Origin of the sequence: Myxococcus sp. AM010 (assembly GCF_013372585.1) — a bacterium.
Lineage (GTDB): Bacteria > Myxococcota > Myxococcia > Myxococcales > Myxococcaceae > Myxococcus > Myxococcus vastator.
On the sequence record NZ_JABXEO010000068.1, the window covers coordinates 34,050 to 49,636 of the forward strand.

10 protein-coding genes and 1 pseudogene are annotated in these 15,587 nt (G+C 70.5%); all 11 read right to left on the reverse strand.

The window, feature by feature from the left end; genetic code table 11:
- Window positions 1-5: 5 nt before the first annotated feature.
- Window positions 6-3,314 (reverse strand): glycoside hydrolase family 2 TIM barrel-domain containing protein, encoded by a 3,309-nt coding sequence (locus HV826_RS26520; RefSeq protein WP_176419764.1) that lies wholly within the window; start codon window positions 3,312-3,314, stop codon window positions 6-8.
- Window positions 3,311-4,681, reverse strand: coding sequence for a GH1 family beta-glucosidase (locus HV826_RS26525; protein WP_176419765.1), 1,371 nt, complete (start codon window positions 4,679-4,681; stop codon window positions 3,311-3,313). The genes HV826_RS26520 and HV826_RS26525 overlap by 4 nt, the downstream gene beginning before the upstream one ends.
- Complete coding sequence (locus tag HV826_RS26530; RefSeq protein WP_176419766.1) at window positions 4,662-5,657, reverse strand: ABC transporter ATP-binding protein; 996 nt, start codon at window positions 5,655-5,657, stop codon at window positions 4,662-4,664. Before HV826_RS26530 ends, HV826_RS26525 begins: the two co-directional genes overlap by 20 nt.
- A 103-nt stretch (window positions 5,658-5,760) precedes the next feature.
- Window positions 5,761-7,521, reverse strand: coding sequence for a dipeptide/oligopeptide/nickel ABC transporter permease/ATP-binding protein (locus HV826_RS26535; RefSeq protein ID WP_176419767.1), 1,761 nt, complete (start codon window positions 7,519-7,521; stop codon window positions 5,761-5,763).
- Window positions 7,514-8,494, reverse strand: a complete 981-nt coding sequence (locus HV826_RS26540) for an ABC transporter permease (protein ID WP_140795476.1) — start codon at window positions 8,492-8,494, stop codon at window positions 7,514-7,516. The genes HV826_RS26535 and HV826_RS26540 overlap by 8 nt, the downstream gene beginning before the upstream one ends.
- Before the next feature lie 4 nt (window positions 8,495-8,498).
- Window positions 8,499-10,139, reverse strand: a complete 1,641-nt coding sequence (locus tag HV826_RS26545) for an ABC transporter substrate-binding protein (RefSeq protein ID WP_176419768.1) — start codon at window positions 10,137-10,139, stop codon at window positions 8,499-8,501.
- On the reverse strand, window positions 10,136-10,990 hold the full coding sequence (locus tag HV826_RS26550; protein WP_176419769.1) for a family 16 glycosylhydrolase: 855 nt from the start codon (window positions 10,988-10,990) through the stop codon (window positions 10,136-10,138). The genes HV826_RS26545 and HV826_RS26550 overlap by 4 nt, the downstream gene beginning before the upstream one ends.
- Window positions 10,987-12,213: an ROK family transcriptional regulator gene (locus HV826_RS26555; protein ID WP_176419770.1), complete on the reverse strand. Its 1,227-nt coding sequence runs from the start codon at window positions 12,211-12,213 to the stop codon at window positions 10,987-10,989. Before HV826_RS26555 ends, HV826_RS26550 begins: the two co-directional genes overlap by 4 nt.
- 40 nt (window positions 12,214-12,253) lie before the next feature.
- Complete coding sequence (locus tag HV826_RS26560; protein WP_176419771.1) at window positions 12,254-13,009, reverse strand: hypothetical protein; 756 nt, start codon at window positions 13,007-13,009, stop codon at window positions 12,254-12,256.
- Between the two features lie 271 nt (window positions 13,010-13,280).
- Entirely contained in the window at window positions 13,281-15,239 is a 1,959-nt protein-coding gene (locus tag HV826_RS26565; RefSeq protein WP_255217430.1) for a TonB-dependent siderophore receptor, read from the reverse strand.
- A gap of 103 nt (window positions 15,240-15,342) precedes the next feature.
- A pseudogene (locus HV826_RS26570) lies at window positions 15,343-15,587 on the reverse strand (PEGA domain-containing protein); the annotation flags it as partial.

The following is a 15,587-nucleotide window of genomic DNA, read 5'->3' on the forward strand; positions in this document are numbered from 1 at the left end:
CTCCGTTAGAGAGACAGGATGGCATACGCGCCCACCTCGAATTCGCGGCCCTCGAGCCCCTGGTCGAGCGCCGTCGCGTTGAGCCCTTCCGAGTACTGGTCCAGCATGCGCACCAGGCCGCGCAGGCCGAAGCGCGTCGTCACCGTCCCCATCACCGGACGCTTGAGGCCGTAGGACAGGTCTCCGCCGAGCTGGATGGGATAGGTGAGGTTGAAGACGCGGTGGTAGTCATACGGGCCCCAGTTGTTGAAGTGGAGCTGCGTGGTCAGCATCAGCGTGTCCCACAACACGGAGGCATCCACGCCGAAGCGCCGCACCTGCCGGTCGTCCTCGCCAGAGGACTGGTTGCTGCCGGCGAAGGCGGCGCCGAAGATTTTCAGCCGCTGCATCGGGTTGGTCACCACTCGCAGCGTGGCCTCCCATTCGTCCCGGGCGGACGGCGCGTTGCCGAAGGCCACCATGCTGCCGTCCGCGAGGATGGCGATGCCCGCGTCGCGCGACGTCGGCTGCCGCCGGTACACCAGGTCCAGCCCCGCGGCGAAGGGCGCGTCCTCGCGCATGTCGCGGTCCCACTGCCAGAACCAGGTGCCGGGCGTGGGGTCGAAGGTGAGGAGCAGCTCGGCGCCCAGCGTCTCGCGGTTGTCCAGGACGGTGAAGGCATCCACCAGCACGTTGCGCGGACGCACGCCAGCGAAGTACCGCCCTGACTCCGGGTCGAATGCGTCCTCGATGCGCGGGTTCGGCCCGATGAGGGGCTTCTGGTACAGCAGGTTGGGCGACACCTGGAACGCGCTGCCGACCTGCACCACCGCGCCGGCCTGTCCGCCGAAGTGGTTGCCACGGCCGCTCTCGCGCAGGCTCCAGCCCGTCAGCAGGATGCCCTGCTCCGGACCACCGTCCGCCACCAGGCCTCGGTAGGAGCCCTGGAGGAACGTGCGCACCGCGCCCAGGTCATACGTGAGGCGGGCCTTGGCGCCCAGGGTGTCGAGCACCTGGATTTCGTCCCGCAGCACCTCGTAGCCGCTGTCGAGGTAGCCAGGGCCGGCGGTGGGGCGCGACCAGGTGAACGCCTCGCCCACGCGCTGCGGGGCCGCGAGGATGCCGCCCACCTCCAGCGACATGGGCCCCTTCGTCCAGCCCAGGGACAGCGTCGACCTGCGCGCCACGCGCTCGCGGATGACGGAGGCGGTGAGTTGGGTGGCGCCCCGGGCGATGTCCTCCTGGTGCATCAGCGTCAGCGTCACCGGCCCCACGCTCCGCCGGTACTTGGCGACGATGGACGGGTTGGCGCCCCAGTAGAGCTCCGGGCCCACCGCCACCTTGAGGCCCTCCAGGTGGTTCTTCCCGGTGAAGACGACGCCGAAGGGGGCGTTGCCCTTGTAGATGTCCAGCGCGGGGCCGTAGTTCGCCTCGCGGTACAGGCCGAAGAAGTCGCCTTCCTCGCCCCAGTGGAAGTGGGCGGTGCGGTAGAAGCCCTCCAACTGGAAGTCCGCGCGGTCCAGCTTGAACTCGGCCTGGTACAGCGCCAGCCGGTCCAGCCCCAGCGGCTGCTGTCCCGCCGGGTTGCCCACGCCGGGCACGGGGGCCTGGCCCACGCCGCCGTTGGCCGTCGCGGGCGCGGGGGGCGTGCCGCGGTTCTCATAGAAGATGTTGTTGAGGCGGTTCTGCGCCACGTTGCCCACGACGTTGAACGAGGCGCGTCCGTACACGCCCGAGGTCGGCTGGAGCGCCAGGTCGAAGAAGACGGACTCCGTGTGGTCCGCGGACACCTGGTTGGGCCGCACCGTGGCGATGCTCCCGCGCGACAGCGAGCTGTCCATCATCAGGCGCAGGTTGGAGACGCGCACCGCGCTGAGGTCATCCGCCCGGGCCAGCGCGATGGACGACTCATAGCCGCGCGACAGCTCCGTGGGGCGGATGGACGCGAAGTGTTCGCGGATGGTGTCGGGGTTGGTGGTGGGGGCGTACGGGTCCATGCGGAAGGCCGCCTGGAGGACGTAGTACGCGGTGCGCGGCTGGAGGCGCGCGATGCCGGCCTCGTCCTCGGGGCCCAGCGCGCAGATGCCGAACCACTCCTCGTTCATGTTGTTCTGGCCAGCCACGAAGTCGGACGCGTAGCCGCCGTTGGGCCAGGACGCGGTGGTGTCGTGGATGGAGAGGTTGGCCTCCTGGTTGTACTTCCACCAGCCGTCCACCCACTGGAACACGAAGCCGCCCAGGGCGTTCTGCGCGCGGCCCTGTCCGTAGGCCTGGGAGTAGATTTCCTCCCACTGCTTGCGCAGGTATTCGGCCTGCGCCAGGTGGTCCTCGCGGCCGGCCTTGGCGTCGTAGGCGTCCGCGCCGAACTCGGTGAACATGACGGGCTTGTTCAGCTTGCGCAGCACCTCGTCGAACAAGTCCCGGGCGGAGGGGCCGCGGTAGACGTTGGAGCCCAGGATGTCCAGTTCGGGCATCAGCCGCGCGATGAGGTCGATGTACTGCAAGTCGCCATTCGCGATGGAGACGGGGTGCAGTGTGTCGCGCTGCTTGATGGTCCGCACCGCCTCGCCCATCAGCGAATAGAGGTGCTCCGCGCGGGCGGTGTCCTCCTGGCCGGGCAGCGCCTCGATTTCGAAGCTGGTCCAGTGCAGGCCGTAGTTGTTCTCATTGCCCAGCATCCATATCAGCACGCCGGGCACGTCCCGGTACTTCTCCACCTTCTGCGCCAAATCCGTGAGCAGCGCGCGGCGGTGGTTCGGGTTGGAGTAGTCCGTGTTCGGCACCATGACGCCGTCCACGTTCGTGCCGTAGCGGCCCATGAGCGGGTTCACCACGGTGTAGATGCCGTAGTTCTCGTGGATGTACGTCACCCACCGCGGCGGGATGTCGTCGAACTGCCGGATGGCGTTGACGCCCATGTCGCGCAGCAGCGTCATCTCGCGGTGCAGCACCGCGCGGATGAAGTCCTCCTGCTGCGTCCACAGCGAGTACCGGTAGTTCTCGCCAATGGGCGTGTAGCCCCAGTTCATGCCGAGGATGGGGAAGTCCCGGCCGTTGACCTGGAGCTTGAAGCCGCGCTCGTCCTGGTGGACGCGGACGGCCTGCGCCGCCGCGTTGACGGTGACGGGCGGCACCCGCACCACCGGGGCGTCCGGCGCGGGCGTCTGGGGCGCCACGGGCTTGTCGGCGGCCGGCTCGGTGGCGGAGGGCTCTGCGGGCTGGGGCCCGGCCACCGTCGGTGTCTGCGTGGGGGGGACGGCGGTCTCCGGTCCGCTGGGCGGCGGCACCTGACCCAGCGTGAGCGCGAGGCTGGTGACGAGGAAGAGGGCGTTCACGCGGCGAGCTCCACATCCAGCCCGTTCTTCGCCACCAGGGCCTTGTAGAGGTGCGCGCTGTCCTTAGGGATGCGGCGCTGCGAGTCGTAGTCCACGTAGACCATGCCGAAGCGCTTCTGGTAGCCGAAGGCCCACTCGAAGTTGTCCATCAGCGACCAGGCGAAGTAGCCCGCAAGCGGCACGCCCTGGCGGATGGCCTCCAGGGACGCCTCCAGGTGCGAGCGCAGGTACGCCACGCGCTTGTCGTCATGCACCTTGCCGTCCTCACTGGGGCCGGTGGCGTAGGCGCACCCGTTCTCCGTGATGTAGAGGGGGCCGGGCCGGTAGTGGGTATGCAGGTGCACGAGCAGTCGGGTGAGGGCGGGGGCGTACACCTCCCAGTCCATGTCGGTGCGCTCGGGCTCGGGGTGCACGGTGCGCGGCGCGTTCCGCGACTCCGGGATGCGGTCGCTGCGCATGATGGCGCGTGAGTAGTAGTTGATGCCCAGGAAGTCGGTGGAGACGGCGATGGCGGCCAGGTCGCCGTCGCGCACGAAGGGCAGCGTGGACGAGGCCAGGTGCCCGTCCTTCACGTAGTCCTCCACCACGTCCTCCGGGTAGCCGCGGCCGTAGAGCGGATCCAGGAACCAGCGGTTGAAGCTGCCGTCATGCCGGCGGCACGCCTCCGCGTCCTCGGGGCTGGGAGACGCGGGCTCCGCGGGCGACAGGTTGAGGGTGATGCCTACCTCGGCGTCCTTCACGTTGGCGCGGATGACGGGCACCGCCTGGCCGTGGGAGAGCAGCGTGTGGTGCGCGGTGGCCAGCACCTCGCCCCAGTTCTTGTGGCCGGGGGCATGCTCGCCGTTGCCGTAGCCGAGCACGCTGATGCACCAGGGCTCGTTGTGGGTAATCCACCGCTTCACGCGGTCACCCAGCTTGCGGCTCATCACGTCGGCGTACTCGACGAAGGCGCTCGCGGTGTCACGCGCCGGCCAGCCGCCCTTGTCTTGAAGGGCCTGCGGCAAATCCCAATGGTAGAGCGTGACGAAGGGCTCGATGCCCGCGGCCAGCAGCCCGTCCACCAGCCGCGAATAGAAGTCCAGGCCCGCGGCATTCACGGCGCCGCGCCCGGTGGGGAGCACGCGGGGCCAGGCCACGGAGAAGCGGTAGGACTTCACGCCCAGCCAGCGCATCAGCTCCACGTCTTCGCGCCAGCGGCGGTAGTGGTCGCACGCGACCTTGCCGTCCGAGCCGTCGCTGATTTTTCCAGGAGTGGCGGCGAAGCGGTCCCAGATGGACTCACCGCGGCCGTCGGCGCTGGTGGCGCCCTCAATCTGGAAGGCGGAGGTGGCCACACCCCACAGGAAGTCATTGGGGAACTGCCGCATTGTCGGAGGCTCCTTTCGAGGATTCGAGGTGGCAGCGGACCGTGTGGTCCGCGGCCTGGACATGAGAGGGGGGAAGGGTGTCGTGGCAGCGCGCCTCCGCATGGGGACAGCGGGGCGCGAAGGGGCAGCCGAACACCGGCATGGGGCCCGTGGCGGGCCGCACCGGCAGCGGCGTATCGAGGAAGTCCGCGCCGTCCGGCACGGCGGACAGGAGCAGCCGGGTGTAAGGGTGCCGGGGCGCGGCGAGCACGTCCGCTGTCCTGCCGGACTCCACGACGCTGCCCGCGTACAGCACCAGGACGCGGTCGGCCAGATGGCGCGCGCTGGCCAGGTCGTGGGTGATGAAGAGGATGCCGATGCCGCGCTCGCGCGTCAGGCCACGCAGCAACTGGAGCACGCCCCGGCGCGTGGACACGTCCAGCATGGAGGTGGGCTCGTCCGCGATGATGACGTCCGGCTCCACGGCCAGCGCGCGCGCCACGGCCACGCGTTGCCGCTGGCCGCCGGAAAGCTCGTGCGGGTAGCGCCGCGCCAGCTGCTCCGCGGGCGTCAGGCCCACGGACTCCAGCAGGGCGTGGACGCGGTCCTTGAGTCCGGCGCGGGTGGCCCGGCCATGGCGCAGCAGGGGGCGCTCCAGGTGGTGGGCCACGGTGTGGACGGGGTTGAGCGAGGCGAAGGGGTCCTGGAAGACCATCTGCACGCGGCCCCGGTACGCGAGCGACGCGCCGCCGCGCTCCAGGGTGAGCACGTCCTCGCCGCCCAGCCGCAGGCTCCCGGCGTCCGGCGTGTCCAGCCGCGCCAGCACCCGGGCCAGGGTGGACTTGCCGCTGCCGGACTCGCCCACCAGCGCGACGATTTCGCCGCGCTCCAGGGTGAAGGACACGCGGTTGAGCAGGGTGCGACGCGAACGGGAGAGGAAGCCGCCCACGGGCACCGTGCGCAGCAGCTCCGAGACCTCCAGCAGCGGGGCGCTCATCGGCCACCTCCCAGGTGAGCGTTGGGTGTCGTGGCGCGCATGGGGGCGGCCTTGTGGCCGCGGGGCGCGGGCGTCGGCGCGGTGGCGGCCCGCGCGAGCCGCTTCATCGTCCACCTCCCCGCGCGGAGGCCGGGGCCGTCGTGCGCTCCGAGGCCGCCAGCGCCACGTCCGCGGGCGCCTGCGCGTCCGACGGGCTCAGGTGCGGGAAGGAGGACAGCAGCAGGCGCGTGTACGGGTGACGCGCGCCCGTGCGCAGGCGGTCGGCGGTGTCCACCTCCACCAGCTTGCCGCCCTGGAGGATGCCCACGCGGTTCGACAGCGCGAGCAGCAGCGGCAGGTCATGGGTGATGAAGAGCACCGCGAAGCCCAGCCGCTGCTTCAGCTCCAGCACCCGCTGGAGCAGCTCCTTCTGCACCACGACGTCCAGCGCCGTGGTGGGCTCGTCCATCACCACCAGCTTCGGCTCCAGGGCCAGCGCCAGGGCGATGCCCACGCGCTGCCGCATGCCACCGGAGAGCTGGTGCGGCCACGCGTCCACCAGCTGCGGCGCCAGCCCCACCATGGTCAGCAGCTCCCGTGCGCGCGCATGGGCCGCGGCGCGGGTGGTCCGCCCGTGGGCCGCGAGCGTGTCGTGGAACTGGTCCCCCAGCGTGAGCACCGGGTTGAGCGCGCTCATCGCGCTCTGGAAGACCATGGACACCTGGCTCCAGCGGTACGCGCGCAGCGCGGTTTCATCCAGCGCGGTGACGTCCGTGCCATCCAGGAGGATGCGCCCTTGCGTGATGCTGGCGGCCGGAGGCAGCAGGCGCAGCAGCGCGTAGCCCAGCGTGGACTTGCCGCTGCCGGACTCACCCGCCAGGCCGAACACCTCACCGGGCGCGATGTCGAAGGACACCGAGTCCACCACGCGCGAGGGGCCACGCTCCGTGGCGTATTCGATGCACACTTCGCGGAGGCTCAGCAGGGCGCCGGACGGCGGCGCCGCGTCCGCCGCGGAGGACTGCGCCGAGCGAACCGGCGTGGTCGCCACCGGCGGCGCCTTCAGCGCCGGGTTGGTCACCTCGTCGATGGCGGAGCTGAGCAGCGTCAGGGAGAAGCCGACCAGCGCGATGCAAACGCCGGTGGGCACGAAGACCCACCAGGAGCGCGTGAGCAGCGCCGCGTCGTTGCCGGCCCAGTAGAGGTTGGTGCCCCACGTCACCGCGCCCACGTCGCCCAGGCCAAGGAACTCCAGGCCCACCTGTGCGCCCACCGCGTAGAGCGTGTTGCCGATGAACGACGAACCCAAAAGCGACGCCATGTTGGGCAGCAGCTCCCGGACGACGATGCGCGAGCGGCTCTCCCCCGCGACGAAGGCGGCGGAGACGAAGTCCCGGTTGCGCAGCGCCATGGCCTCGGCGCGGAAGACGCGCGCGTTCCAGGCCCAGCCGGCCAGCGACAGCACCACCACCATGCGGAAGGGGCCGGAGGGCAGGTAGGCGCCCAGGACGATGGCCAGCGGCAGGCCGGGGATGACCAGGAACACGTTGGTGGTGAGCGTCAGCACGTCATCCACGCGGCGGCCCAGGTACCCGGACGTCACGCCGATGAGCGCGCCCATGAGCGTGACGAGCGCGCCCACCGCGAAGCCGATGGCCAGCGTCTCACGCGCGCCCACCACCGTCTGCGCCAGCACGTCCTGTCCCTGGCCCGTCGTCCCGAACCAGTGCGCGGAGGAGGGTGGCTGGTGGGGGCGGCCCACCAGGTCCGTGGGGTCCATCACCAGCCAGGGCCCGAGGAGCGCGAGCACGATGAAGCCCAGCAGGATGCTCCCGCCCACCGCCGCCTTGCGTTGGCGCAGCAGCCGTCGAAGAAGCTCACGCATGGGCGCGGGTCCTCGGGTCCAGCCACAGGCACAGCAGGTCCACGGCGAAGTTCGCGGCGAGCACGGCGAAGGTGATGGTCAGGAAGAGCCCCTGCATCAGCGGGTAGTCCTGGTTGCGCACGGCCAGGATGAGCAGGTAGCCGGTGCCCGGATACGAGAAGACAATCTCCGTCAGCAGCGAGCCGCTCAGCACGAAGCCCAGCGCCATGCCGAAGCCGGTGACGTTGGGCAGCAGCGCGTTGCGCGCGGCGTAGCGCAGCATCACCTGCCGGGGCGGCAGCCCCTTCGCGTGCGCCAGCCGGAGCGTGTCCGTGCCCAGCGTGGCCACCATGGTGTTGCGCATGCTCAGCATCCACCCGCCCAGCGTGGCCACGACGATGGAGGCCGCGGGCAGGAAGGCGTGCCGCGCCACGTCCGCCGCGAAGGTGAAGGACAGCGCCGGCTCCAAATCATGGGAGTACGCGTGCCGCAGCGGGAACCAGCCCAGCCCGAACCCGAAGAGGTACAGGGCCAGCATGGCCAGCCAGAAGTAGGGGAAGGCCCCCAGGAAGGCGAGCGCCGGCGCCACCGTCGCGTCCAGCCACCCGCCGCGGTTCCACGCCGCCAGCACGCCCAGCATGGAGCCCACCGTGAAGCTGATGATGACCGCGCACCCGGCCAGCCCCAGCGTCCACAGCAGGCCGGTGCCAATCACCTCGGACACGCGCGCCGGGTAGTACGCGTAGGACAGGCCCAAATCGCCGCGCAGCAGGTGCTTCAGGTACGTGGCGTACTGCACGTACCAGGGCGCCTCCGTGAAGCCGAAGGCGGCGCGCAGCGCCACCATGGCCTCGGGCTGCACGCGGCCCTCGAAGCGCGCGAACATGGCGGACGCCGGGTCACCGGGCGCCAGCCGGGGGATGACGAAGTTGAGCGTCAGCGACGCCCAGGCCGCCAGCAGGTAGAAGCCCAACCTCCGCAGGACGTAGGCCATGGCGTTATGGCTCCCTCGGGGCGAGCGTCGTCAGCACCAGCAGGCTGTCGGGCTCGGCGTGGGGGGACAGGCGCGCGTAGGGGTTCTGCTCGGTGGGGAAGCCGGTGAAGCGCCGCGAGTTGGACTCGCCCCAGGACGGGTTGGGGAAGAGCGGGATGGACGGCGCCAGCTCGGAGTAGCGCCGCTGCACCGCCGCCATCAGCGCGTGCTGCGCGTCCTCGGCGTCCGCGCGCTCGAAGCGCGTCAGCAGCGCGTCCGCTTCCTCATCGCCGAAGCGGTGCCAGTTGGCCGCGGCCACCTCGCCCACCGGGCGCACCGTGCGTGGGGACAGCTGCCACTTGTAGAAGGTGTACGGCGTGGGGCCGTCCAGGGACCAGGAGATGGCCAACTGGAACTCGCCCTTCTGGAGCCGCGCGTACCACGCGCCGAACTCGTAGGTGCGCAGCTGCGCCTGCACGCCCAGCTTCCGCAAATCCCTGGCGACCACCTGCCCGGCGCGCACCCAGTCGGACCAGCCGCCCACCACCTCGATGTCCAGCGACAGGGGCTGGCCGTCCGCCTTGCGCCGCAGCCCGTCCGGGCCTTCCTTCAAGCCCGCCTCGTCCAGGAGCCGCTTCGCCGCCTCCAGGTCGTGCTTCACCCAAGCGCCCTGGGCCGCGTCCGCGTCGCGCCACGCGGTGTACGCGTCGTTGAGCGCGGTGGCGTCCGCCGGCCGCGTGTAGCCGTACATGGCGATCTCCACCAGCCGCTCGCGGTCCAGCGCCATGCTCAGCGCCTTGCGCACGCGCACGTCGTCCAGCGGCGGCAGGGTGGTGTTGGGGTAGAGGAAGACGGTGCTGCCGTAGAGCGGGAACCAGCGGCCGTGGTGCTCGGGGTCCCTGGCGACGAAGGTGCGGTCCACGGCGGGGACGAAGTTGCCCGCCCAGTCCACTTCCCCCTCCACCAGCGCCAGGTTGGCCTGGTCATTGGTGGGGAAGGCCAGGAAGCGCAGCGCGGAGACGGCGGGCTTGCCGGGCTGCCAGTAGTGCGGGTTGCGGCCCAGCTCGTAGACCTGGTTGCGGAAGACGGTGACTTCGGTGAAGGGCCCGGTGGCCACCGGCTGTGGGTTGGTGAACGTCACCGGGTCCGCCACCGTCTCCCAGACGTGCCGGGGGACGATGGGCTGCTGCGCCAGCTCCGCGAAGCCAGGGATGTAGACGCGGGAGAACTGGAAGGCCACCGTGTGCGCGTCCTCCGCGCGCACCTCCTCCACGAAGCGCCACACGCCGCCCGCGTCCAGCGCCGCGTGCTGCTTCAGCAGCTGGAAGGTGAAGGCGACGTCGCCCGCGGTGAAGGGCCTTCCGTCCGACCAGCGCACGCCGGAGCGCAGGGTGAAGCGCAGCGTGCGGCGGTCCTCGGACCACGCGTGGCCGGTGGCCAGCCAGGGCGTCCACCGGCCCACCGCGGGGCTGAAGATTTCAAGGCACTCGTAGACGCCCGCGCGCGTGGGCCAGCGCGAGCCGGCGCCCGCGAACAGCGGGTTGAAGTTGCGCACCCAGGCGCTCTGTTGCTCCACGGAGACGAACAGCACTCCGGGCGGCCGTGGGCGGGGCTCCACCTTGCAGGCCACCAGCAGGAGTGTCAGCGCCCAGAGCGCGGCCCTCACGTGGGCCTCGCGTAGACGCGGACGTAGTCCACCTTCATCTCCTGGGGGAACACCGTGTCCCGGCCCACCGGGCCCACGAAGGTGCCGCCCACGGCGACGTTGAGGATGATGAAGTGCGGATGGTCGAACACCCAGCGGGCGCTCGCGGGGAGCTGGGCGGGCGTCGCCTCGAAGAAGGCGGTGCCGTCCAGGAACCAGCGGATGCGGTTGGGCTCCCACTCCACCGCGTAGACGTGGAAGTCCTCGTTCAGCCGGGCGCCGCTGACGACGTAGTCCTGGCCGATGTTGTCGCCACCGGAGTACCCCGGCCCGTGCAGCGAGCCTCGGAGGATGGACGGCAGCTGACCCCGGTACTCCATGATGTCGATTTCGCCGCACTCCGGCCAACCGACGGTGCCGATGTCCGCGCCCAGCATCCAGAAGGCGGGCCAGATGCCGCGGCCCACGGGCAGCTGGATGCGCGCCTCGATGCGGCCATACGTGGGCTCGTAGCGGTCCTGCGTCCGGATGCGCGCGGAGGTGTAGTCCCGGCCGCTGTAGCGCTCGCGGCGCGCGGTGATGACCAGGTTGCCGGCGCCGTCATGCGCGGCGTTCTCCGTGCGGTCGGTGTTGAACTCCAGCTGCTCGTTGCCCCAGCCATGTCCTCCCACGTCATGCACCCACCGCTCGGGTGAGGGTGGCGTGCCCTCCGTGCCGTCGAACTCGTCCTGCCACACCAGCTCCCAGTCCGTGCCAGGCTGCGGGTTGCTGTGGGGCGGCGGGGAGCCAGGGCGGTTCACCCGGTTGGCGGCCGGGTCACAGGCGAGGCCCGTCAGGGCCAGGGCCACGGGGAGGAGGCGCTGGAGCGTCATGCAGATTTGCCTAGGTGTTGGAGGGGGAAGAGGGTTCGGTCTCTCAGTGCGGCCTGGAGCACCAGAGTGGCCGCGCCCACGGCGATGGCGCGGTCTCCCAGCGCGGAGGTGACGATGCGCGTCTCCGCCATGGAGGTGGACAGCGCCCGCTTGCGCACCGACGCGCGGAGCGGGTCCAGCAGCAGGTCTCCCACCGACGAGATTTCACCGCCGAGCACGACGATGGCGGGGTTGAGCAGGTTCAGCAGGCCGGCCACGGCGATGCCCAGGTAGTGCCCGAGCCCGTCGATGACCTGCCGCGCGGCCGGCTCTCCCGCCCGCGCGCCTTCCACCAGCTCGCGCACCGTGAGGGCGCGCTTGTCCTTGCGGCCCATCAGCTCCCGCGCCCGCTCCAGCAGGGCCGCGGACCCGATGAGCGTGACGAGGCAGCCGCGCAGGCCGCACACGCACTGCGGCCCGGAGGAGTCCACCGCCATGTGGCTGATTTCGCCCGCGGTGCCGCCCGCGCCACGGTAGACGTCGCCGTGGATGATGTGGCCGGAGCCGATGCCCGTGGCCAGCTTGATGTACGCCAGGTCCTCGCCGTTGACGCCCGCGCCCCAGTAGCACTCCGACAGCGCGCCCAGGTTCGCGTCGTTGTCCACGAACACCGGCAGGCCGAACGCGCTCCGCAGGGACTCCTGTACGTCGTAGTCGCGCCAAGCCGGCACCAGCAGCGGTGACAGCCTCCCGGGCGCGGACGGGTGGACGGGGCTGGGCACGGCGACGCCCATGCCCGCCACCGAGCGGCGCGGTACGCGTTCTGCGTCCAGGACCGCATGGACCAGCTCGCGCACCTTCTGGAGCGTGCCCTTGGGGTCCTCGCGGACGGCGTGGCTCGCGTGCCGGTACGCGCGCACCCGGCCCCGCAGGTCGGTGAGCGCGGCCGTCACGTGGGTGGCGCCCAACTCCACGCCGATGAGGCTGAACGCGTCATCACAGAAGCCGATGAGGGTGGGGCGACGGCCGCCCCGGGACACCCCGGCGCCAATGCTGCGCACCAGGCCGGAGCGCTCCAGGTCCACCACGATGGCGGAGACGGTCGACGGACTCAGCTTCGTCCGCCGGGCGATTTCCGCCCGGGAAATCTGACGCTCGCGCCAGATCATGTTGAGCAGCAGGCTGCTGTTCTGCGCGCGCATGCCCGCCGCATCGACCGTCGTCACCGCCGTTCCCACTCGCATCGTCCTCTCGCTCCGTTCCGCCGCGAGGATGGGGTGGGTGTCAGTGCCAGTGGATGTCGTCGATGAAGAAGACGAGCGGAGTCGTCCTCCCAGCAGCGGTCCACCCGAAGCCACCCACCACCGTCCCATACCGGACGCGGCTGATGTCGATTGTGTACTGGGTCGGGGTGGTGGTGAGCGCCACGTTCTCGACTTTCGCCTCGAAGCCGTCGGGGGCGTTCATTCCCACCATGAAGGAGACGACCTCTCCGCCCTCGGTGCCCCAGGCGTAGAAGGACACGGTGTTGGCGCCGTCCGGGACGCTGAAGCCGGGCTGGTCGCCCCAGTTGCCTTCCGGGTACTGCCAGTACACGCCCGCCCAGCCATCGTTGCCAGGCGTCCAGGTGAACTTGTGGCAGGCCCCCAACTGCGTGCCCGCCCGCCCTGGCAGGCATTCGGTGCCGTCGTAGGTGACGCCGCCCTGCGAGCCGTCGCCCATGTAGCCACTGGGAATCCAGGTGCCGTCCACGGCCAGGGGCAGCGTGGGGCCGGTACCGGCGTCTTCCTCGGTGCCCGCGTCCGGCTCGGTGCCCGCGTCCGGCTCCGTGCCGGCGTCCGGCTGCGTGCCCGAGTCGGGCTGCGTGCCGGAGTCAGGCTGGGTGCCTGAGTCCGGCTGCGTGCCTGAATCCGGAGTTTGCTGACCTGCGTCAGGCGTTGGCGTCGGGGCCTCTTCCGGGTCACAGCCCGCCACCAGACCAGACACCGCGAAAACGCCCGCCGCCACCCACGCCCACGCGAAACGCTTGTTCGGATGCATGCGCTCCCCTCCACAGCTGGAAGACTTCGTTCTTACTGCGAAGAAACCAGGGTGCTTCGAGAGTCGTCGTTCACTGGCACGGCGCGTCGCAACTCCCTGCGCAGCCACGGACGAACAGAAGTTCTTTCGAGTGGCGAAGAAAGTACCAGCGAGATTCCGGTGATTGCAAGTCTGTGACAGTCTATTCCCCGTGACGCGTTGCTTCAAAGCCAGACGGCCCACCCTCCGGAGGGAAGGTGGGCCGTGGCGGACGCCGGGTTGGGAGGCGCTGCTATTCGTCGCTGACGGGGTCCAGCAGGTAGCTGACGCGCACCATGAACTCGCGGGAGAAGACGGGCATGGGCGCGTGGCCGCCGTTGTAGGGCTGGGCGATGCGGAAGTTCGTGCCGGTCAGGTTGTAGACGCCCGCGCCAATCTCCAGCCCGCGCGTGCCCACGTCCTGCGCGCGCACGAAGAGGTTGAGCAGCAGCTGCGTGGGCAGCGCCTCCACCGCCGCGTTGCCTTCGTCGTCCGGCACGTCCACGGCGTAGCGCTTGCCCACGAGGACGGCGGTGGGGCTGACGGTGAGCCAGGGCAGCACCTTGATGCTGCCGGTGAGCGCGGCCTTGTGCGTGGGCATGCCGGTGAAGGCGTTGGGCTGTCCGGGGACCTGGTAGTCCTCCACGTCATTGCGGCCTGACGGGGTGTAGAACGAATAGTTGAGGGCGGCGCGGCCCCAGCTTCCGCGCACGTGGTAGTCCAGCTCGACGCCGCGGCTGCCCAGGCGCCCGAGGTTGCGGTAGGCCTCCGTGTTCGTCGCCGCGTCGTACGAATAGATGATGGGGTCCGCCACGCCCATGTCGAAGGCGTTGGCGCTCAGCGCGTGGCCTTCTCCCAGGCGCAGCGTGCCCTCCAGCTCGAGGACGGTGGTGCGCTCGGGGCGGATGTCGTCGCCCAGGCTGATGTTTTCAATGCTGGGGGCGCGGAAGGCGCGGCTGAACAGGGCCTTGCCGCTGAACGGCCCGAAGCCGCGCAGCAGCACCAGCCGCGGCACGAAGGACTCCCCGAAGGCGCTGTGGTTCTCCACGCGCGCGCCCGCCACCACGTTGACGAAGGGGTTGGCGGAGAAGGCCTCCACGAAGCCCGCCACATTCACGTAGGAGACGCGGTCCGCCTCCTCGGGACCGAAGCCCGTCTGGAGGCCCACGCCCACCGGGCCGTTGACCCGCCCCTGGTCGGACGTCACGTCCACGCCGCCGGTGAGCTGCAGCCAGTCCAGCGCCGCCCAGCGCGCCAGCGTCCGTCCTCGCAGGCGCAGCACCTGCTTGTCGTAGAAGAAGGGCGACTCCTGGTCCGAGTCACTGAAGGGCTTGGAGAAGGTGAGGTTGATGCGGGGGACGATTTCCACCCGCGCGTCCGGGCGGAACCGGTCGCTCAGCTCCGCGTGGAAGGACTCGAAGTTCGTCGGCGCGGGCGCCTCCAGCACCTCGTCGAAGGCGATGATGGCGGAGGTGCCATAGCGCTGGTACAGCACGCTGAGCTGCAGGTCCTTGTAGCCCACGCCCGCCTGCACCATCGTCGGGTCCAGCCGCGAGTTGCCGCCCAGTTGCGCGGAGTTGCCGAAGAAGTCCTGGAAGACGCCGCTGCTGCGCTGCGCCTGGGACAGCCCGGCGGACGCGAAGATGCTCAGGCCCGGCGCGGACTCGAACACCTTGCGGCCGGAGACGGTGAGGCCCCGCCGGCCGTGGACGCCGCTCATCTGCCCGTACATGCCGGACACCATCAGGTCCGTGCTGCCCTGGACGCCGCGGGTGACGACGTTGATGACGGCGAGCTCCGCGTTGCCGCCGTAGATGACGGAGCCGGGGCCGCGCACCACCTCGATGCGTTCGATGAGCTCGATGGGGAACTCGTTGCCCAACTGCATCGTGGAGTAGAGCTGCTCGTTCATCTCCTTGCCGTCCACGACGAGCAGCACCTTGCCCTCGTAGCCCCACAGGCCGCGGAAGCCGGGGCCCACCGCGCCCTGGATGTCCACGCCGAAGAAGAAGCCGGGAATCTGCAACAGCAGGTCCATCAAGTCCCGGGCGCCGGTGTTGCGAATCTCCTCCGCGTTCATCGCCGTGACGACGGCGGGGGACTCCTGGAGCGGGGTGACGGCGAAGGAGGCCACCTGGCTGTGGACCTCCGGCTCCTCGTCGCCCAGGTACCCCGCGTCGGTGTCCTGGGCGAGCGCGGGACTGGCGCACAAGAGGAGCAGGGCTCCGAGTGAAGGTTCGGACCACCTACGACAACGGCGCATATCGACCTCGATGAGGAAAAGGAGCGCGGCTCTCCGCGCGAACGGCTTCACGTCAGCGGATTCGGACGGCGGTGCTCTGGTCCGCCACGACGTCGACGGTCAGCTTCCGCTTCACCACGCCATTGACGCGGACCTCCAGGCGGGCGGGCCCCGCGGGGAGTCCCTGGGCGACGAGGGGTGGGAAGCCATAGGGCCGGCTGTTGATCCACACCTCGCCGTAGAGCCCGGGAGACGTCACGTCCAGGCGGCCCTTGCCCGTCGCCGTGGGGGGGGCGGTGGCCACGGACGGCTCGGCGG